The sequence below is a fragment of the Nocardioides sp. NPDC000445 genome, assembly GCF_040300245.1.
Lineage (GTDB): Bacteria > Actinomycetota > Actinomycetes > Propionibacteriales > Nocardioidaceae > Nocardioides.
On record NZ_JBEPDH010000018.1, the window covers coordinates 150,362 to 168,806 of the forward strand.

17 protein-coding genes are annotated in these 18,445 nt (G+C 69.3%); 13 read left to right on the forward strand and 4 right to left on the reverse strand.

Annotated features, from left to right (window positions below):
• Positions 1 to 50: 50 nt before the first annotated feature.
• Together ABT304_RS22855 and ABT304_RS22860 are read right to left on the reverse strand one after the other, a co-directional pair.
• The gene (locus ABT304_RS22855) at positions 51 to 692 is read right to left on the reverse strand and encodes a hypothetical protein (RefSeq protein ID WP_350718736.1); all 642 of its coding nucleotides are present in this window, start codon (positions 690 to 692) and stop codon (positions 51 to 53) included.
• Between the two features lie 80 nt (positions 693 to 772).
• Positions 773 to 1,417, reverse strand: a complete 645-nt coding sequence (locus ABT304_RS22860; protein WP_350718738.1) for a hypothetical protein — start codon at positions 1,415 to 1,417, stop codon at positions 773 to 775.
• A gap of 250 nt (positions 1,418 to 1,667) precedes the next feature.
• Here ABT304_RS22860 and ABT304_RS22865 point away from each other — a divergent pair, with 250 nt between their 5' ends.
• From ABT304_RS22865 to ABT304_RS22925, 12 genes are all read left to right on the forward strand, one after another.
• Positions 1,668 to 2,672, forward strand: coding sequence for a hypothetical protein (locus ABT304_RS22865; protein ID WP_350718740.1), 1,005 nt, complete (start codon positions 1,668 to 1,670; stop codon positions 2,670 to 2,672).
• A 176-nt stretch (positions 2,673 to 2,848) separates the two neighbouring features.
• On the forward strand, positions 2,849 to 4,150 hold the full coding sequence (locus ABT304_RS22870; protein ID WP_350718742.1) for an RsbRD N-terminal domain-containing protein: 1,302 nt from the start codon (positions 2,849 to 2,851) through the stop codon (positions 4,148 to 4,150).
• Between the two features lie 145 nt (positions 4,151 to 4,295).
• Positions 4,296 to 6,065: an ABC transporter permease gene (locus ABT304_RS30870; protein ID WP_502890411.1), complete on the forward strand. Its 1,770-nt coding sequence runs from the start codon at positions 4,296 to 4,298 to the stop codon at positions 6,063 to 6,065.
• Between the two features lies 1 nt (position 6,066).
• Positions 6,067 to 6,909, forward strand: a complete 843-nt coding sequence (locus tag ABT304_RS22885) for an MlaE family ABC transporter permease (protein ID WP_160026635.1) — start codon at positions 6,067 to 6,069, stop codon at positions 6,907 to 6,909.
• A complete protein-coding gene (locus ABT304_RS22890; protein ID WP_350718744.1) occupies positions 6,906 to 8,186 on the forward strand; it encodes an MCE family protein in 1,281 nt (426 codons plus the stop codon). Before ABT304_RS22885 ends, ABT304_RS22890 begins: the two co-directional genes overlap by 4 nt.
• Positions 8,183 to 9,214 (forward strand): MCE family protein, encoded by a 1,032-nt coding sequence (locus ABT304_RS22895; protein ID WP_350718746.1) that lies wholly within the window; start codon positions 8,183 to 8,185, stop codon positions 9,212 to 9,214. Before ABT304_RS22890 ends, ABT304_RS22895 begins: the two co-directional genes overlap by 4 nt.
• A complete protein-coding gene (locus tag ABT304_RS22900) occupies positions 9,214 to 10,227 on the forward strand; it encodes an MCE family protein (RefSeq protein WP_350718748.1) in 1,014 nt (337 codons plus the stop codon). The genes ABT304_RS22895 and ABT304_RS22900 overlap by 1 nt, the downstream gene beginning before the upstream one ends.
• Entirely contained in the window at positions 10,224 to 11,252 is a 1,029-nt protein-coding gene (locus ABT304_RS22905) for an MCE family protein (RefSeq protein ID WP_350718750.1), read from the forward strand. Before ABT304_RS22900 ends, ABT304_RS22905 begins: the two co-directional genes overlap by 4 nt.
• A 35-nt stretch (positions 11,253 to 11,287) precedes the next feature.
• Entirely contained in the window at positions 11,288 to 12,631 is a 1,344-nt protein-coding gene (locus tag ABT304_RS22910; protein WP_350718752.1) for an MCE family protein, read from the forward strand.
• On the forward strand, positions 12,631 to 13,776 hold the full coding sequence (locus tag ABT304_RS22915) for an MlaD family protein (protein WP_350718753.1): 1,146 nt from the start codon (positions 12,631 to 12,633) through the stop codon (positions 13,774 to 13,776). Before ABT304_RS22910 ends, ABT304_RS22915 begins: the two co-directional genes overlap by 1 nt.
• Positions 13,773 to 14,357, forward strand: coding sequence for an Rv1363c family protein (locus ABT304_RS22920; protein ID WP_350718754.1), 585 nt, complete (start codon positions 13,773 to 13,775; stop codon positions 14,355 to 14,357). The genes ABT304_RS22915 and ABT304_RS22920 overlap by 4 nt, the downstream gene beginning before the upstream one ends.
• Positions 14,354 to 14,860 (forward strand): hypothetical protein, encoded by a 507-nt coding sequence (locus ABT304_RS22925; RefSeq protein ID WP_350718755.1) that lies wholly within the window; start codon positions 14,354 to 14,356, stop codon positions 14,858 to 14,860. The genes ABT304_RS22920 and ABT304_RS22925 overlap by 4 nt, the downstream gene beginning before the upstream one ends.
• 76 nt (positions 14,861 to 14,936) lie before the next feature.
• Here ABT304_RS22925 and ABT304_RS22930 read toward each other — a convergent pair whose 3' ends face one another.
• Both ABT304_RS22930 and ABT304_RS22935 read right to left on the reverse strand, forming a co-directional pair.
• Complete coding sequence (locus ABT304_RS22930) at positions 14,937 to 15,167, reverse strand: hypothetical protein (RefSeq protein WP_350718757.1); 231 nt, start codon at positions 15,165 to 15,167, stop codon at positions 14,937 to 14,939.
• A complete protein-coding gene (locus tag ABT304_RS22935) occupies positions 15,155 to 15,589 on the reverse strand; it encodes an SCO6045 C-terminal-like domain-containing protein (RefSeq protein ID WP_350718759.1) in 435 nt (144 codons plus the stop codon). The genes ABT304_RS22930 and ABT304_RS22935 overlap by 13 nt, the downstream gene beginning before the upstream one ends.
• Positions 15,590 to 15,744: 155 nt before the next feature.
• Between ABT304_RS22935 and clpB the strand changes: the two genes are divergently transcribed.
• On the forward strand, positions 15,745 to 18,333 hold the full coding sequence (gene clpB / locus ABT304_RS22940) for an ATP-dependent chaperone ClpB (protein WP_350718761.1): 2,589 nt from the start codon (positions 15,745 to 15,747) through the stop codon (positions 18,331 to 18,333).
• Positions 18,334 to 18,445 lie beyond the last annotated feature (112 nt).

Consider the following 18,445-nt stretch of genomic DNA (forward strand, 5'->3'; position numbering starts at 1 on the left):
GAGCCCGCCGGGGGCCGTGCGGCCACCCGGCGGACTCGGGGAGGGAGAGCTCAGCCCTGGCGCGGATTGGTGAGGTTGAGCTCGATGGTGTTCCCGTCGCCGGGAACGAGGGCATTGACCAGCCAGGTGTTGAGGCCGCAGTTCTGGAAGTCGCCGATCGAGTACGTCCCGGTGAGCCGCCCACCGGTGAAGACCCCGAACCGCTCACCCTCCGGCGTGGCCACGGGGATGGCCACCGGCTCGACGGTGCGGCAGAACGGGCCGGAGAAGGTCGGGAAGCCGACGACCTTGATGTTGGTGAGACGTACGTTGTAGTAGGAGGTGGCCTCGACATAGCTGCCGCCGCCTTCGGGGTGGGGCTTGAGCGTGCCGGTGGTGGGGGCGGCCTCCTCGAAGCTGACGTCGGCGCTCATCGGGATGAACCCCGCCGCCTTGAACTCGGTGCTGGCGCCGGGAAGCGTGAGCGAGCCGGTGAACGCGCCGGTCGTGGTCTCCAGCGTGGTGTCCAGGACGGCCGGGCCGACCGGGATCTGCGACCCGGTCGAGGCGACGACGGTGGTGCCGTTGGCGTCGTAGAGGATGTCGAGAGGTGCGGCGTGGGCGGGTGCGGCCGTGGCGACGGCGAGCAGCGTCGCTGCGGCCGGGACGGCGAGCAGACCGAGCCGGCGTTTCGTGAGTGTTGAGAGAGACATGACGAGATCCTTCGGGATGGTGGAACGGGGAGACGCGACAGCGGTGCGCCGCTCGGACGCACCGCTCTCGCTTACCGGCCTCAGCTGACGTTGACGGCGCCGTTCGGAACGGAGACGTTGTAGGTGCCGTTGAACGAAGCCGGATCGCCGACCGAGATCGATCCGAGGCAGTCGGAGACGACCGCCGTCACCGATAGGGACCCGTCGCCCGTCTCGTCGACGACCAGCCGCTGTGTCGCCTCGTCGAAGTGACCGTCGGCGGACCCGGTGACCGTGAAGTCGCAGAGACCGGTGGAGTCGGTGACTCGTGCGCTGATGCCGCTGATCCAGCCGTCGACCTGGTCAGTGGCGGCGGCGGTCACCGACGTGTCGTTGGTCTCGAGCTTCCAGGCGCCGCTGTGGGTGACCGTCAGCGGGGTACCGAACTGCTCGGTGCAGCCACTCCAGGTCGTCGACGAGATGGTCGCGAGATGGTCGGGGGCGAGCCCGCTCTTCCCGGTCCCGCTGTGGATGGAACCGCTGGCGCCGGCCGAGGTGCAGACCATCGTGTTGAGCGGGACGGAGAAGGTGATGCCGCCGACAGCGGTGGCGGTGAAGGCGTGGTTGCCTGTGGCCGTGCTGCCGCCTACGGCGACGGTGTAGGGAGGGGCTGCGCTGGCCATCGCCGGCGCGGCGAGGGTGAGGGCGGCGGCTGCCGCACCTACAAGGAGAAGCTTCTTCTTCATCGAAGGTCGTCCTTTCATGGCGATGGAGACTGGTTGCCTCCGTCGGGCTCATTCACCCGCGTGGCGAATCCGGCTGTCGACGGCCAGCTACCCGAAACCACGAAATGGGGCGCCACGATGTCGCGTACGCGACATCCGATGCAGACGCCGGCCCGAGACTTGTCATGGGCATGACAAGTCCGGGGGCCGGTTCCGACGTTTCCGAGCCCGCCTTGTTGCGTCCGTATATCCGCGATGCCACGTTGGCGGTATGCGACACACTCTGCAGCGTGCGGCGGCGCTGGCCATCCTCGCCGGCTCCGCCTTCGCGATGCTCGGCCTCGGGGCGAGCGAGGCGGAGGAGGGCCCTTTTCCGGGGTTGCCCGCCCCGGAGCAGCAGGAGCTGCCTCTCCGGCACGCCTCCTGGACCGGGGCGGCGAACTCGTCGCTCGCCGACGTGGAGCGGGCACGTCAGTGGATGCGTACGCCCCTCATGACAGTGGCCGCCGACTTCTACCAGGGGCGCATCGAGGACTTCGACGCGACCAAGTACCGGCAGTGCACCAAGGCAGGCGCGAACATCTACTTCGTCGCTCAGCCAGGGTCCGCGTACAACTACGGCCAGACGCCGGACATCGTCGTTCGCACGGTCACCTTCGGCGCCGTCCCGGTCGAGGCGACCGTACGCCTGGAGCAGGAGAGGTCTGACGGACTCCCCGTGCCGATCAAGCTCGAGACCTTGACGTGCGCCCGGCTTCTCCCGTTCGGGACCGAGGTTCCGGACAGCCCGGTCAAGGGCCGGGTCAGTACGCGCGTGATGTCGGTGCGGGTCGACGGCGTGTCACTGCCGTTCCGAGGAGAGTGTCGGACACGAGAGTCGGGAGCCTTGGACCTTTCCGGGGAGGGGTACCTGATGGGGTGGGACGGAACCCAGAACGTGCCTGCGCGCGTGCAGCCGGATCTGTGGAACGAAGGCCTCTTCAACCTCAGCCCGGGCGGCCTCCTCGCAGGCACCGTCGACGTCCCCCCGTTCTCCGGGTGCATCACCACCAGCGGGGACGACCTTTCCAGCTTGCTGACGGCAACCGTTTCGGGCGAAGGATTCCCGTTGCGCACCTATCAGGGTGGTGTTCTCGGCTGCACGGTGCCGAACCCTGGCGGTAAGAACCTGCCGCCTGCGCCTGGCGCATCGACCCCCGAGTCCGTCCCGTGCCGCATGGACGTGCTGCCTCCGCAGGTCCCCCCGCTCCCGGAGATCCCCACGAGTGGTCAGTGACGACCACCGAATTTGTCACGTGCGTGACAACTCAGGGGTGTTTGTGCAGTGATCGGGCCTTCCTGCACTGGCCGATCAGCTCGATGTCCTCTGTGATGAGCGTCACTGAGTGACGCCGGCCTGACGAAGCACAGTGCTCCCGCGGGCCGGGGATCGAGGGGAGAAGTCGTAGATCCATGAGTCCGACGCAGAGCCAGACGACGACCACCGGAACGCGTGTCCCGCACCCACGACTGCCACGCCGAAGCGCCTCGCGGCAGCTCGCCGAGAAGATCCATGCCCCGCACGTCTCGCCCACGGAGTGCGCGGTCATCCGCAGGGTCGGCCGCGGGCTGGTCCCGCAGATCACCGACGAGATCCTGCGCCAGGTCGCCGCCTACTCCCGGCGCCCCACCCAGCGGCGTCGGGACCTGATCACGAAGGCCGTCGCCAGCGCCGTGGAGCTCTATGCCGACGTCGTCGAGAAGATCCCGTCCGACCCGGAGACGGTGTCGGCGATGTACTTCGGGATGGGGAAGGGGGAGGCGTTGGCCGAGCGAAGCCTCGACGGGTTCCGGGCCGCCGTCGACCTGGCCACCCACCGGGCGGCCGAGGCGATTCGGCATGAGGCCGAGGGGCTGGTCCCCGACGACGTACGCGGGACGCTGTGCGGCTCCCTCCTCGCCTACATGGGGATCCTCCTCGACGACGTCGCTCGCGGGTACGCGGCCGGGGTCCGTGACCGCGAGGCGGATCCGCGCTGGATCCGGCGCCGGCTGGTCCGTGGTCTCGCCGGCTCGGCGGACGCCGCGGTGATCGGTGAGCTCGCCGCGCGGGTCAGCTGGCAGCTGCCGCCGGCGGTGGTGGTCTGCTCGGTCGACACCATCATTCCGCTGGACTCCGTCGAGCCATCTGCCGAGCACCCTGTCGAGCTGCCCGGCGGGTGTGCGTGGGACACCGCCGGCCGACGCGCCCTGGTGATCACCGACCCGGCCGACGTCGACGCGGTCAGCGCGGTGATGCGGGGGTGGCCGCGTACCGGCTCTGTCTTCGTGACCGTGCCGGTGCCGTTGGCCGATGTGCCGGCCGCGATCCGCTGGACGGAGCGTGCCCGGGAGCTAGTCGAGTCCGGGGCGATCCCCGCGGACCCGGTGGTGCGCTGCGCGGACCACCACGTCGCCCTGCTGCTCAACGCCGACCCCACGCTCTCGCGCTGGGAGGCGAGCGAAGCCCTTGCGCCGCTGGAGGCGTTCAAGGACGAGCACCGGCGGGCGATGCTGCGTACGCTGCGGCTCTGGTTGCTCACCGGAGCGAACGCGCCGGCGCTGGCCGCGGAGCTCGGCATCCACGAGCACACCGTCCGCAACCACAAGCTCCGGCTGCGGGCCGCCTTCGGCAGCCGGCTCCAGGACCCCGAGTTCGTCACCCTGCTCCTCTTCGCGCTCGGCGCGCGCGAGAGCTCGGCGCTGGACTGGGTCGAGCTCGAGCGCTGCGGCTGAGAGCTTCGAGGGCAATTTGTCATGCGCGTGACAAAACCCGGTCCGCATTTGTCGGACGGCTCGATTTCCTCTCCCGTGTGACCGGTGCCACACGTACCGTCCGGGTCGGAGCACACCCCACAACGGCAGATCAGGAGGTCCCGCGATGGGCGGAACCGTGGAGGTCACCGGGCTCACCAAGAGCTTCGGGTCCCAGAACATCTGGAGCGACGTGACCCTCACGCTGCCCCAGGGCGAGATCACCGCACTGCTGGGGCCCTCGGGCACTGGCAAGTCGGTGTTCCTGAAGTCGCTGATGGGGCTGCTGCGGCCGGAGGCCGGGGTCTGTCTGGTCGACGGGGTCGACATGGTCAAGGCGCGGGAGTCGCAGCGGCAGGAGCTGCGCAAGCGGTTCGGGGTCCTCTTCCAGGACGGTGCGCTCTTCGGCTCGATGAGCGTCTTCGACAACGTCGCCTTCCCGCTACGCGCCCACACCAGGAAGCGCGAGTCGGAGATCCGGCAGATCACCAACGACAAGCTCGACCTGGTCGGGCTGATGGGGCAGGAGCACAAGCTGCCCGGCGAGATCTCCGGCGGGATGCGCAAGCGCGCCGGCCTGGCCCGCTCGCTGGTCACCGAGCCCTCGATCATCCTGTGCGACGAGCCCGACTCGGGGCTCGACCCGGTGCGTACGGCCAACCTCGCCCAGCTGCTGGTCGACGTCAACGCGGCCACCGACGCGACGATGCTGGTGGTCACCCACAACATCGAGCTGGCACGTACGCTGCCGGACAACCTCGGCATGCTCTACCGCCGCCGCCTGGTGATGTACGGCCCGCGCGAGGAGTTCCTGCTCACCGACCACCCGGTCGTCTCCCAGTTCATGAGCGGCGACCCGATCGGTCCGATCGGGATGAGCGAGGAGACCGACCACGGCGTCAACGACGACTACGTCGAGGGCGAGGCCTACTACCCGTCCGGAGGCGTGGCGACCGTACGCGCCGGCGCCCGCGCCATCGAGGTGCTGCCGCGCCAGCTCGCCCCGGCCAGTGGCGCACCCCGCGAGGGTGCCTCGCGGCACGCGGACCGGGTGGCGAGCGGAGCCGCGACGCTCTACACCGCCGATGACGACGAGGTCGACCGAGCCCCTGCCGCCGTCCGGACCAAAGACCCGGTCAGCCGCGGGCTCGACCAGGTCGGGGCGCTCTTCGCGCTGGGCCTGGACACCTTCCGGGCGGCCTTCCGGCGGCCGTTCGCGGCCCGCGAGCTGCTCGACCAGTTCTGGTTCGTCACCTCGGTCTCCTGGATCCCGGCGATGCTGGTCGCGATCCCGTTCGGAGCGGTGATCGCGCTGCAGCTCGGCACCCTGACGGTGCAGATCGGGGCGCAGTCGTTCACCGGCGCCGCCTCGGTGCTCGCCGTCGTCCAGCAGGCGGCCCCGATCGTGACCTCGCTGGTCATCGCCGGGGCCGGCGGAGCGGCGATCTGCGCCGACCTGGGATCCCGGACGATCCGCGACGAGATCGACGCGATGCGGGTGATCGCGGTCGATCCGATCCAGGCGCTCGTGGTGCCACGCGTGCTCGCCTGCGTGCTCGCGGCGGTGCTGCTCAACGGCCTGGTCTCGGTGGTCGGTGTGCTCGGTGGCTACTTCTTCAACGTCATCATCCAGGGCGGGACGCCCGGGGCGTACCTCTCCTCCTTCACCGCGCTCGCGCAACTCTCCGACCTGTGGGTGGGCGAGCTCAAGGCGGTGCTCTTCGGGCTCATCGCCGGGCTCGTCGCCGCCTACCAGGGGCTCAACACCAAGCCCGGACCGAAGGGGGTGGGGGAGGCGGTCAACCAGTCGGTCGTCGTCACCTTCCTGCTCCTCTTCTTCGTCAACTTCGTGATCACCACGCTCTACCTCGAGCTTGTGCCCGGGAAGGGGGCCTGAGATGGCGACGGTCGATGTGGTCAAGAAGCGGTCGCGCCTGGACCGCTCGCTGGACGGGCTGGTGCAGTCCGGCCGAGACATCCGGTTCTACGGGAAGGTGCTGGTCGGGATCCCGTCGGCGATCCGGCACTACCCGCGCGAGATCCTCCGGATCCTCTCCGAGGTCTCCTTCGGCACCGGTGCGCTCGCGGTCATCGGCGGCACGATCGGGGTGATGACGGGGATGAGCATCTTCGTCGGCACGGTCGTCGGCATGCAGGGGTACGCAGCGCTCGACCAGATCGGCACCTCGACGCTCAACGGGTTCATCTCCGCCTACTTCAACACCCGCGAGATCGCGCCGCTGGTGGCGGCCCTGGCGATGTCCGCGACCGTCGGCGCCGGCTTCACCGCCCAGCTCGGCGCGATGCGGATCAACGAGGAGATCGACGCGGTCAAGGTGATGGGCCTGGGCACGATCCCCTACCTGGTCTCGACCCGCGTGGTCGCCGGCTTCGTGGCGATCATCCCGCTCTACGTCGTCGGGCTGCTGACGTCCTATGCGGGGTCGCGGATCGTGACGGTCTACTTCCACGGGCAGTCGGCCGGGACGTACGACCACTACTTCCAGCTCTTCCTGCCGCCGATCGACATCCTGCTGAGCTTCGGGAAGGTGCTGATCTTCTCCATCCTGATCATCCTGATCCACTGCCGGCTGGGTTTCTACGCCAGCGGCGGGCCGTCCGGGGTCGGGATCGCGGTGGGGCGCTCGGTGCGGCGGACGATCGTGGTCGTGGCGCTGCTCGACCTGGCGCTCTCGATGGCGATGTGGGGCGCGACGACGACGGTGAGGATCGCGGGATGACGCTCTCGAGGCTTCGTGACGCCTTCCTCGGCCTGTGCTACCTGGCCGTCGTCGCGGCGGTGGCGCTCGGCGCCTGGCTCGCCTACGACCAGACCTTCGTCGACCGCTCCGAGGTCACGCTGACCACCGGCACCCTCGGCAACGCCCTCCAGGAGGGCTCCGACGTCAAGCTGCGTGGGGTGCCGGTCGGCACCGTCCGCACGGTCTCGGCCCGCGAGGGCGGCGCCGAGCTGACCCTGGCGCTGGAGCCGGACGTATTTTCCGATCTATCCGCCGACACCACGGCGCGGCTGCTGCCCAAGACCCTCTTCGGGGAGCGGTACGTGGCGCTGCAGCCGACGCCCGGCGGACCGGAGCTGGCAGCCGGTGACACCATCGAGCAGGACCGCTCCGACGAGGCGGTGGAGCTGGAGCAGGTCCTCGACGAGCTGCTCCCGGTGCTCAAGGCGATCCAGCCCCACAAGCTCAACGCGACGCTGAGCGAGCTGGCCACGATGCTGCGCGACAACGGCGACGACATCGGCGAGGTCTTCTCGGCGTGGGCGGACTACCTGAGGAAGCTCAACCCGCTGGTCCCGCAGATGGCCGACGACCTGGCCGCGCTCGGCCGGGTCGCGGGCCACTACGAGGAGGCCGCGCCGGATCTGCTGGACGCGCTGGACACGATGACGGTGACCGCGTCGACTCTGGTCGATCAACAGAAGCAGCTCGCCGACACGTTCCGGTCGGTGACCACGACGGCCGCCGACACCGACCGGTGGCTGGAGCGCAACCGGGAGACGATCGTGGTGCTCTCCGACACCTCGCGCGACGCGCTCCGCGCGGTCAGCCCGTACGCCTCCTCCTTCCCGTGCCTCTTCAGCGCCCTGCGCGACTACGCGCCGGTGATGGCCAAGAACCTCGGAAAGGGCACCGACGCGCCCGGCTTCCATGCGCTGGTCAGCGTCTCGGAGATCCGGCAGCCCTACCCCTCCGGCTACGTCCCGAAGCTGCGCACCGGCGGCCCCCGATGCCCGTACGTCACCGGCCAGACCGGCAGCCAGCCGGCCGTCACCGGGACGGCCGACACCGCCGAGCGGATCGAGGCACCACCGACTGACCGGGTCCGCACCTTCGGTGCGACCACGGGGCTCGGCGAGCAGAACTCCCCGGGCGAGAACCAGCTGATCGCCGAGGTGATGGCACCAGCGGAAGGCCTGGCACCTGATGAGTATCCGACCTGGTCGAGCCTGCTGCTCGGCCCGACCCTGCGAGGCACGGAGGTGATCGTCCGATGAGACTCAACAGTGGCGGCTCGGTCGCGGTGACGCTCACCAAGTCGGTGGTCTTCGCGCTGGTGACGGTCCTGGCGATGGCGGCGCTGGCGACGACGATCTCCAACGGATCGAGCTCCTCGGGGCGTACGTTCACAGCGCTCTTCACCGACGTGACCAGCCTCAACAAGGGCGACGACGTGCGGATGGCGGGGGTGAAGATCGGCACCGTCCAGTCCATCGGGCTGCGCCACAACGACACCGCCGAGGTCGTCTTCACCGCGGCCGAGTCGGCGCCGATGGTCGAGGGCACTCGGGCGGAGCTGCGGTTCCGCAACCTGATCGGGCAGCGATACATCGCACTCGAGCCAGGCTCGCCCGGAGGCGAGCCGCTGCGCGCCGGCTACACGTTCTCGCTCGATGAGACCCAGCCCGCGTTGGACCTGACGATGCTGTTCAACGGCTTCCAGCCGCTGTTCAAGTTCCTCGACCCGGAGGACGTCAACAACCTCAGCGCCCAGATCATCGCGGTCTTCCAGGGCGAGGGGGCGACGGTGGAGTCGCTGCTCTCCTCGACCGCCTCGCTGACCTCGACCCTCGCCGACCGCGACCAGGTGATCGGCGACCTGATCACCAACCTCAACTCGGTCCTGGAGGTGGTCAGCCGGCGCACCGGGATGCTCGACACCACCCTGGTGACGCTGCAGCGACTGGTCTCCGGGCTGGCTGCCGACCGGGAGACGCTCGGCTCGACCATCGAGGGGATGGGCGAGCTCTCGCAGAGCGTCACCGGGCTGCTGGAGGAGGGCCGCGAGCCGCTGCGAGACTCGATCGACTCCCTCGGCGACGTCTCGGAGAACCTCGCCGAGAACGACGAGGCACTGACCACGTTCCTGACCACCATGCCGCAGAAGACCGACCAGATCGGCCGGATGGCCACCTACGGAGGCTGGCTCAACTTCTACATCTGCTCCATCGACGGGCGGATCCCGAAACCCGAGGGCTACTACGGCGACCTCGGTGTGGACTCGCCGGCAGGAAGGTGCCAATGATGGCCCGCTATCCGAAGTCGTTCGCCGAACGCAACAAGATCGTCATCGCCGTGGTCGGGATCCTGGCCATGACCGGCGTCTTCTTCGCCACCTTCTACGCCGAGGACCTCCCCGTCATCGGCGGCGGCGACACCTACGAGGCCTACTTCGCCGAGGCCGCCGGGATACGTCCCGGCGACGAGGCGCGGGTCGCCGGGGTGAAGGTCGGCGAGGTCTCCGAGCTCGAGCTCGACGGCGACAAGGTGCTGATCAGGTTCCGGGCCAAGGACGTCTCGCTCGGCTCGCAGACCACCGCGTCGATCAAGGTGAAGACGCTGCTCGGGCGCAAGTTCCTGTCGTTGGATCCCGGCGGGACGGGTCGTCTCCGCGAGCCGATCCCCGTCTCCCGGACCACGACTCCCTACGACGTCAACGCCGCCTTCTCCGACCTCTCCACCACCGTCGGGGAGATCGACATGGCCCAGGTCGAGCAGTCGATGGACGCCCTCTCGGAGGTCTTCGAGGACACTCCCGAGGACGTACGCGGCATGGTCTCCGGCCTCACCCGGCTCTCCCGCACTATCTCCTCGCGGGACCAGGAGCTGGCCGAGCTGATGAGGACGACGACCGAGGTCACCGACACCCTCGCCGAGCGCAACGAGGAGATCGGGCTCCTGATCGAGGACGGCGACAAGCTGCTCGAGGAGCTCGCGGCCCGCCGGCAGGCGATCCACCAGATGCTCACCTACACCGACGACCTCGCCAAGCAGGTCACCGGTCTGGTCGAGGACAACCAGAAGCGCCTCCAGCCGGCCCTGAAGAAGCTCGACCAGGTCTCCGAGATCCTGCAGCGCAACCAGGACCACCTCGACAAGGCGCTCTCCCAGATCGGCGCCTACTACCGGGTGATCGGCGCCTCGATGAGCAACGGGCCGTGGATCGACGTCTACGGCTGCGGCCTCTTCGACGAGAACAACGCACCGGTCCTCGACAACGACGTCCAGCGTGACTGCAAGCCAGGAGGGACGAGATGAGACGGCTCATCGCCGGGTTCCTCGTGATCGCCGTCGTCGGCGCGATCGGGTGGGGTGCTGCGTACGGGATCCGGGAGGGGCGGAAGGGCACCACGTTCTCCGCCCTCTTCGAGGCCTCCGTCGGCCTCTATCCCGGCTCCGACGTGCAGATTCTCGGCGTACCGGTCGGCGAGGTGACCGCGGTGACCCCGGCCGGCGAGCACGTGAAGGTCTCGATGATGCTCGACCCCGGCCAGACCGCCGCGGCCGACACCTCGGCGGTGATCGTCGCGCCGACGCTGGTCTCGGACCGCTTCGTCCAGCTCACCGAGCCGTACGTCGACGGGCCCGAGCTCCGCGACGGCACCGTCATCGAGGAGACCGCGGTGCCGGTCGAGATCGACGACCTCTACGCCTCGCTGACCGAGGCCGGCGACCAGCTCGGTCCCAACGGCGCGAACAAGAACGGTGCGCTCTCGCGGTTCCTGGAGGTGATGGCGGCCAACCTCGACGGGCAGGGCGCCGACATCAACCAGGTGATCCGGGAAGGCGCCGATGCGTCGGCCACCCTGGCCGACATCGACCAGGACTTCTTCGCCACCGTGGAGAACCTCGACACCTTCAACAAGACCCTGCTCGAGCACGACGACGGGGTCGAGGACGCCAACCGCCGGTTCGCGCAGGTCACCGAGTATCTCGCCGACGACCGCGACGACCTGGCCTCCGCGGTCAGCAACCTCGGCGAGGCGCTCGCGCTGCTGGAGTCGTTCATCAAGGACAACCGCGGCGAGATGCGCACCAGCGTCGAGAACCTGCAGGGCCCGACCCAGGTCCTCGTCGACCAGAACGAGTCGCTCGAGGAGGCGGTCGCCACGATCCCGCTGGTGCTGCAGAAGTACGTCAACGCCTACGACCCGGCGACCAACAGCCTCGTCGGGCGCACCAACCTGAACGAGCTGAGCGTCTGGTCCGGTGACGGCCTCACCGGCCAGACCTCCGAGGACGCGCCACCGGTCCTGCTTCCCGGTGTCGGAGAGGAGCAGTGATGTCGCGCTCGCCGAGACCTCTGTCGAGACCGCTCATGGCCCTCCTGGCCACGGCCGCCCTGACCCTCTCCGGTTGCGGCCTCGGTGCCGTCAGCGGAGGCGTCTACGAGGCCCCGCTGCCCGGCGGCGCCGACGTGGGGAAGGACCCGATCACGCTGAGCGCCGAGTTCGGCGACGTACTCGATCTGGTCCCTCAGTCCAGCGTCAAGATCGACAACGTCGCGGTGGGCCGGGTCTCCAAGATCCGGCTGACCGAGGACGGCCGCAGCGCGCGGGTGTCGCTGGTGGTCAGGGACGACGTCTCGCTCCCCGCCGGCACCACGGCGCGACTGCAGCAGACCTCCCTGCTCGGAGAGAAGTACGTCGCGCTGATCCGCCCCGCCACGCCGGTCGCGGGCTCGCCCCTGGGTGATGGTGCGGTCCTCGGGAGGGGCGACACCGAGGCGGCCGCGCAGGTCGAGGAGGTGCTCGGAGCCCTGTCGATGGTGCTCAACAGCGGCGGCATCGCGCAGTTCCAGGAGATCTCCCGCGAGATGCAGCAGATCTCCGACGGACGGCCCGAGGAGATCAAGGCGTTCCTGACCGAGATGGACCGGTTCGTCTCGGTCCTCGACTCACGCTCGGCCTCGATCACCTCTGCGATCGAGTCGCTCAACGAGCTCGCGGTCACGCTGGAGAAGGACAAGACCAAGATCGCAGAAGCGCTGGAGGGGCTCTCGCCGGGCATGCAGGTGCTCGTCGACCAGCGTCCGCAGCTGGTCGCGATGCTGGAAGCGCTCGACAAGCTCTCCAAGGTCACCATCAGCACCCTGGACGAGGCCCAGGACGACATCGTCGCCGACCTGAAGCTGCTCGACCCGATCCTCGACCAGCTCGCCAAGGCCGGCTCCGACCTGCCGTACGCGCTCGAGATCCTCTTCACCTACCCGTTCCCCGACGAGGTGCTCAACGCGCTCCGCGGCGACTACATGAACCTGTTCATGATCACGAACTTCCGTACTCCTGCCGGCTGCCGGTCCAAGGGCTGCGAATGGCTGCAGCCGGCGGTCGGAGGCGGGTCCGGCGGCTCGGTCAGCTCCCAGTCCGGGTCGTCGGACGCACCGCCCGGACTGCTGCCGTCGACCACGTCGCCGGTGCCGGGCTCCTCCTCGCCGTCGATCCCGGGGGAGTCGATCCTGCCCTCCGCTCCCGGGTCGTCCTCGTCCTCCTCGGATCCGTCGCAGTCCGGGTCGTCCTCACCGTCCTCGTCCCCGTCAGATCCCTCCGGGTCGCCCTCGGAGTCACCGACCGAGCCTTCGTCCGGGTCCGGGTCGGCGACCTCCGAGACCTCGCCGGAAGGCGCGGCGAGCGACGCCGGCTCCGTGGAAGGGAGCGAATGATGCAACGGCTCACCGGAGGCGTACGCGTCAAGCTGGGGCTCTTCGTCGCTCTCGCGCTCGTGGGCACCAGCTATGTCGGGGCTCGCTATGTCGGCCTGGACCTGCTCGACGAGCCCTACCGCGTCGACGTCTCGCTGCCCGAGGGCGGCGGCCTCTTCGTCAACTCGGAGGTGACCTACCGCGGGGTGCCCGTGGGTGAGGTGACCTCCCTGGAAGCGGGCTCCGACGGCGTACGCGCGGTGCTGGAGATCGAGGGCGACGCGCCCGCCATCCCTGAGGACGTCACCGTGAAGGTCGCCAACCGGTCGGCCATCGGCGAGCAGTATCTCGACCTCCGCGGTGGCGCGGTGGGCTCCGCCCGGCTCTCCGAGGGCGACCGGCTCTCTGCGGGGGAGGAGGCGTTGCCGTACGACGCCTCCCAGGTCATCGAGACCGGCCGTGACTTCGTCGCCTCGGTGCCCGAGGAGGCTCTGGTGACGACGATCGACGAGTCCTACCTGCTGTCCCAGGGAGCCGGGTCCGACCTGCGGAAGCTGGTCGACACCTCGCTCTCGTTCCAGCAGGAGGCCGACCGCAACTTCCTCGTCTCGGCGAGCCTGATCCGCAACTCCGACCAGGTGCTCGCGACCCAGGAGGAGTCGGCGACCAGCATCAAGGCCTGGAGCAACGACCTCGCGCTCTTCTCCTCGACCCTTGCTGACTCCGACAAGGACCTTCGCGACCTGATCGGGGCCGCGCCCGGCACGGCCACCGAGATCTCGCTGCTGGTCAAGGAGATCGGGCAGCCGCTCGGGATCCTGATGAGCAACCTGGTCACGCCTGCGACGCTCTTCGGTACCAACGCCGCCGCGCTCGAGTCGACCTTCGTGACCGTGCCGGAGGCGGTCAGCATCGGCTGGGCGATCAACACCTCCAACGGGCCACGGCTGAGTCTGATGCCGTCGTTCTTCAACCCGCCCCCGTGCGTCTCGGGTTATGAGGGCACCGACCTGCGCGCCGGCACCGATCTGAGCAAGGGCAAGCCGTTCAACACCGCGGCCGGCTGCGATGCCGTGCCCCGACCGAAAACCACGAAGACCGAGACAGCCGAGCCGGGGACGGTTAGCGTCCCCACCACGCTCGCCGGACTGATGGGGGAGCGATGAGCACGACAGCGGAGAGACCTACGGAGGCTGCGGTGGTCGCGGTGGAAGCCCCTGACCCACCGTCGAGGCGCGACCGGGTGCTCACCTGGGCCCTCCCGCTGGTGGCGCTGTGCGTGCTGGTCGCGGGCGCGCTGACCTGGTGGCGCGCGAGCGGTCACGACCAGGAGATGGTCGACGACGCCGCCCGGCGTGACCGGGTGCTGATCGTCGCGACCAGCCACATCGAGACCCTCAACTCGCTCGACTACCGCAAGGTGGACGAGGGGCTGAAGGGGTGGGCCGCGGTCACCACCGGGACCCTGCACGATCAGCTGACCAGCGTCTCCGAGGAGGACCGCAAGGTCCTCGCCGAGCAGGAGAAGATCTCGACCGGCTCTGTGATGGACGCCGCCGTGACCGAGCTCGACGACGACAGCGCGACCGTGATCGCGGCGGTCGAGATCACGGTCCGTGACGGCTCTGCTTCCGGTGAGGACGCCGAGCCGACGGTCAAGCGCAACAGGTTCGCAGCCGACCTGGTCAAGGTCGGCGACGACTGGCTCCTGGAGAGCCTCGAGCAGGTAGCGGTGAACATGTCATGAGCACTTCTCTCGTACGTCGCTGGGCGCCGTTCCTCGCCGCGCTCGCCCTGATCCTGGGGCTGGGAGCGTTCTGGCAGGCCGACCGGGAGCGCGGGACCGACCACGTCGGCAACCGTGCCGTCGTCGACGCCGAGGCCACCACCGAGGTGCAGTCGGCCGTCACCACCGGCCTGCTCCAGGTCTTCTCCTACGACTTCTCCGATCCCGGTCCGACCGTTGCCGCAGCTGACGAGTTCCTCGCCGGCGACGCCCGCAAGGAGTACGACCTCCTCTTCAAGCAGCTCCAGGAGAAGGCCCCCGGTCAGAAGCTCGTGCTCAGCGCAGAGGTCCAGGTCGCCGCGGTCAAGTCCCTCGACGCCGACTCCGCCGAGCTCCTGGTCTTCCTGGATCAGGCCTCGCAGCGATCCACCGACAAGGAGTCGTCCATCTCCGCAGCGCAGATCGCAGTCGAGGCCGCGAAGGTCGACGGCCAGTGGAAGGTGACCGCCCTCGACCTCTTCTGATGCCGAGTCGGCTCGTTGTGACGAGCCGACTCGACGCGGATCTCGGTCAGGACGAGCCGACTCGGCGGGGGACGCGTCAGTCGCCGCCGCCCCCGCCGCCGCCGCAGCTCGAGCCGCAGGAGGAGCTGCTGCACGCGTGGTGGTCGTTGTTGCCGGAGTCGTAGGTGGAGCCGCACGAACTCGAGCCGGAGCCGCCGCCGCCCCGTCTGCGGGGACCTCGGCGGCGGTTGCGACGCCTCTTGAGGCCGGGCTCGATCAGCAGGTAGATGACCAGGCCGAGGACCCCGAGGATGATCAGGATTTCCATGTGATGCTCCGTTTCCAGGTGCGGCGGCTGAGGTGCCAGATCTGTGAGCCGAGACCGATGGTGAGCACCCGGCGCCCGGCGATCCTGGTGAGCGCCAACCGCCGACGGCCTTCATAGACCTCGTGCAGCCGGAACCAGTCGGCACCGATGGCGGTCAGGAAGCCGCGTACGTCATCGTGGGCGCAGCCCTGCTGCGGGTGCTGCGCGGCCCAGGCATGGAAGCGGGCCCGCCAGTCCGGGAGCAGGTCGAGCTCGGGGGCGGCGTGCTCGGCGGCGGAGGAGCGCTTGTGGTGGAGAACCCGCGTCGTCGCGGTGGTCCCGGCGGCGTCGAACCCCGGCGGCGTACGTCCCGCCAGCAGGTCGTCGAGGACCTCGCGCTGCCGCGCGGCGAGCTGCTCGCGTACCGCGCCTGGGGAGTCCATGTGAGGAGTGTGCCCGATTCGTTTGGGCCGGCGCCGCACTATATAAAAGTCAAAGTTGAGTGGAACAGACTCAACTTTGGTTGTGTTGAGATAGATGCGGGTGACACGCACTCGCGGCAGACTCAGGTGCATCCCCAGGAGGAGAGCAGAGACAGATGAGCCAGTTTTCGGCAGACAAGTTCACCACCAAGGCTCGCGAGGCGATCGAGGCCGCGCAGCTTTCCGCCACGACGGCGGGCAACACCACCACTGAGCCGATCCACCTGCTCGTCGCGCTCCTGCAGGACGAGGGCACCGCGACGTCGATGGTCACCAAGTCCGGTGTGGACGCCGAGGAGCTGTCGCGTGCGGCGGCCGCCGATCTCGCCGGTCTCCCGCGCGCCAGCGGGTCGACGGTGCAGCAGCCCGCTGCGTCGGGTGCGCTGACCCGGGTCCTGGCCGGGGCGATCACGCTGGCCACCTCCCTGAAGGACGACTACGCCGCCACCGAGCACCTGCTGATCTCGCTGGCCACGGTCGAGTCGTCGGCGCAGAAGGTGCTCAAGGGCGCCGGGCTCACCGAGAAGGGGCTGCGCGAATCGCTGAAGGCGGTCCGTGGCAACCGTCGGGTGACGAGCCAGGACGCCGAGGACTCCTACGAGGCGCTCGAGAAGTACTCCCAGGACCTCACCGAAGCCGCCGAGAAGGGCAAGCTCGACCCGGTCATCGGCCGTGACGCCGAGATCCGCCGGGTGATCCAGGTGCTCTCGCGGCGTACGAAGAACAACCCGGTCCTCATCGGCGAGCCCGGCGTCGGCAAGACGGCCGTCGTCGAAGGGCTCGCCCAGCGGATCATCGCGGGCGACGTACCCGACTCGCTGAAGGGTCGCCGTCTCCTGTCGCTCGACCTGGCGGCGATGGTCGCCGGTGCGCAGTACCGCGGCCAGTTCGAGGAGCGGCTCAAGGCCGTCCTGGAGGAGATCAAGGCCGCCGAGGGCCAGGTCATCACCTTCATCGACGAGCTCCACACCGTCGTCGGCGCGGGCGCCGGCGGCGACTCCGCGATGGACGCCGGCAACATGCTCAAGCCGATGCTCGCGCGCGGTGAGCTGCACATGATCGGTGCGACCACGCTCGACGAATACCGCGAGCGCATCGAGAAGGACCCGGCCCTGGAGCGCCGGTTCCAGCAGGTCTTCGTCGGCGAGCCGTCGGTCGAGGACACCGTGCAGATCCTGCGCGGCATCCAGGAGAAGTACGAGGCGCATCACGGTGTCCGCATCACCGATGCCGCCCTGGTGGCCGCCGCGACCCTGTCCGACCGCTACATCACCGGCCGGCAGCTGCCTGACAAGGCGATCGACCTGATCGACGAGGCCGCCTCCCGGCTGCGGATGGAGATCGAGTCGTCTCCCGAGGAGATCGACCAGCTCCGCCGCGCCGTCGACCGGCTGAAGATGGAGGAGTTCGCGCTCTCCAAGGAGTCCGACGACGCCTCGCTCGAGCGTCACGCGGCGCTGCGCAAGGAGCTCGCCGACAAGGAGGAGGAACTGCGCGGGCTGGAGGCGCGCTGGGAGCAGGAGAAGGCCTCGCTCGAGGGTGAGGGCGCCCTGCGCAAGCAGCTCGACGCGCTGCGTAGCGAGGCCGAGCGACTTCAGCGGGAGGGTTCGCTGGGGGAGGCTTCGGAGATCCTCTACGGCCGCATCCCGGAGCTGGAGCGGCAGATCGCCGAGGCCGCCGAGGCCGAGGACGGGGGCGAGGTCGCCGACCGGCTGGTCGGCGAGGAGGTCGCTGCCCAGCAGATCGCCGAGGTCGTCGAGGCCTGGACCGGCATCCCGACCGGCAAGATGCTCCAGGGTGAGCAGGCCAAGCTGCTCGAGATGGAGTCCGTCATCGGACGGCGCCTGATCGGGCAGAAGTCAGCGGTCACGGCCGTTGCCGACGCCGTCCGGCGCTCTCGTGCAGGCATCGCCGACCCCAACCGCCCCACCGGCTCGTTCCTGTTCCTGGGCCCGACCGGCACCGGTAAGACCGAGCTCGCCAAGTCGCTCGCCGACTTCCTCTTCGACGACGAGCGCGCGATCGTACGCATCGACATGTCCGAGTACTCCGAGAAGCACTCGGTCGCCCGTCTGGTCGGAGCGCCTCCGGGCTACGTCGGCTACGAGGAGGGTGGTCAGCTGACCGAGGCGGTGCGCCGGCGCCCCTACTCGGTGGTGCTGCTCGACGAGGTCGAGAAGGCCCACCCCGAGGTCTTCGACATCCTGCTGCAGGTGCTCGACGACGGGCGCCTGACCGACGGCCAGGGCCGCACGGTCGACTTCCGCAACACGGTCCTCATCCTCACCTCCAACCTCGGCTCGGCCTTCCTGGTCGACCCGGTCATGGACGAGCACGAGAAGCGCGAGTCGGTCATGGCGGTGGTCCGGGCGTCGTTCAAGCCCGAGTTCCTCAACCGCCTCGACGAGGTCGTCATGTTCGACGCCCTCTCGCTCGCCGACCTCACCAAGATAGTCGACATCCAGCTCGGTCTGCTCGAGAAGCGTCTGGCCGCCCGCCGCATCTCGATCTCCGTCACCCCCGAGGCCCGAGAGTGGCTGGCCGAGACCGGCTACGACCCGGCGTACGGCGCCCGGCCGCTGCGCCGCCTCATCCAGTCCGCCATCGGCGACCCTCTCGCCAGGATGCTCATCGGCGGCGAGGTGTCCGACGGTGGCCAGGTCACCGTCGACCGCGACGGCGACGGCCTCACCCTGAAGTCCTGAGCGGAGGCGTCACCCCGGTCGGGGGGGGGGGGGGGCGGCGGGGGCCCCGGGGGGCGGCCCGGCGCCGGGGCGGTGGGGCTGGGACGAGCCCGGGCAGGACAGCACTAACCAC

Excerpts from the sequence above, each read along its gene's own strand:
- ABT304_RS22920 (WP_350718754.1), top strand. The coding sequence starts at position 13,773 with ATGAGCACGACAGCGGAGAGACCTACGGAGGCTGCGGTGGTCGCGGTG.
- ABT304_RS22925 (WP_350718755.1), top strand. The coding sequence starts at position 14,354 with ATGAGCACTTCTCTCGTACGTCGCTGGGCGCCGTTCCTCGCCGCGCTC.
- ABT304_RS22900 (WP_350718748.1), top strand. The coding sequence starts at position 9,214 with ATGGCCCGCTATCCGAAGTCGTTCGCCGAACGCAACAAGATCGTCATC.
- clpB (WP_350718761.1), top strand. The coding sequence starts at position 15,745 with ATGAGCCAGTTTTCGGCAGACAAGTTCACCACCAAGGCTCGCGAGGCG.
- ABT304_RS22885 (WP_160026635.1), top strand. The coding sequence starts at position 6,067 with ATGGCGACGGTCGATGTGGTCAAGAAGCGGTCGCGCCTGGACCGCTCG.
- ABT304_RS22915 (WP_350718753.1), top strand. The coding sequence starts at position 12,631 with ATGCAACGGCTCACCGGAGGCGTACGCGTCAAGCTGGGGCTCTTCGTC.
- ABT304_RS22930 (WP_350718757.1), bottom strand. The coding sequence starts at position 15,167 with ATGGAAATCCTGATCATCCTCGGGGTCCTCGGCCTGGTCATCTACCTG.
- ABT304_RS22855 (WP_350718736.1), bottom strand. The coding sequence starts at position 692 with ATGTCTCTCTCAACACTCACGAAACGCCGGCTCGGTCTGCTCGCCGTC.
- ABT304_RS22890 (WP_350718744.1), top strand. The coding sequence starts at position 6,906 with ATGACGCTCTCGAGGCTTCGTGACGCCTTCCTCGGCCTGTGCTACCTG.
- ABT304_RS22910 (WP_350718752.1), top strand. The coding sequence starts at position 11,288 with ATGGCCCTCCTGGCCACGGCCGCCCTGACCCTCTCCGGTTGCGGCCTC.
- ABT304_RS22935 (WP_350718759.1), bottom strand. The coding sequence starts at position 15,589 with ATGGACTCCCCAGGCGCGGTACGCGAGCAGCTCGCCGCGCGGCAGCGC.
- ABT304_RS22865 (WP_350718740.1), top strand. The coding sequence starts at position 1,668 with ATGCGACACACTCTGCAGCGTGCGGCGGCGCTGGCCATCCTCGCCGGC.
- ABT304_RS22905 (WP_350718750.1), top strand. The coding sequence starts at position 10,224 with ATGAGACGGCTCATCGCCGGGTTCCTCGTGATCGCCGTCGTCGGCGCG.
- ABT304_RS30870 (WP_502890411.1), top strand. The coding sequence starts at position 4,296 with ATGGGCGGAACCGTGGAGGTCACCGGGCTCACCAAGAGCTTCGGGTCC.
- ABT304_RS22870 (WP_350718742.1), top strand. The coding sequence starts at position 2,849 with ATGAGTCCGACGCAGAGCCAGACGACGACCACCGGAACGCGTGTCCCG.
- ABT304_RS22895 (WP_350718746.1), top strand. The coding sequence starts at position 8,183 with ATGAGACTCAACAGTGGCGGCTCGGTCGCGGTGACGCTCACCAAGTCG.
- ABT304_RS22860 (WP_350718738.1), bottom strand. The coding sequence starts at position 1,417 with ATGAAGAAGAAGCTTCTCCTTGTAGGTGCGGCAGCCGCCGCCCTCACC.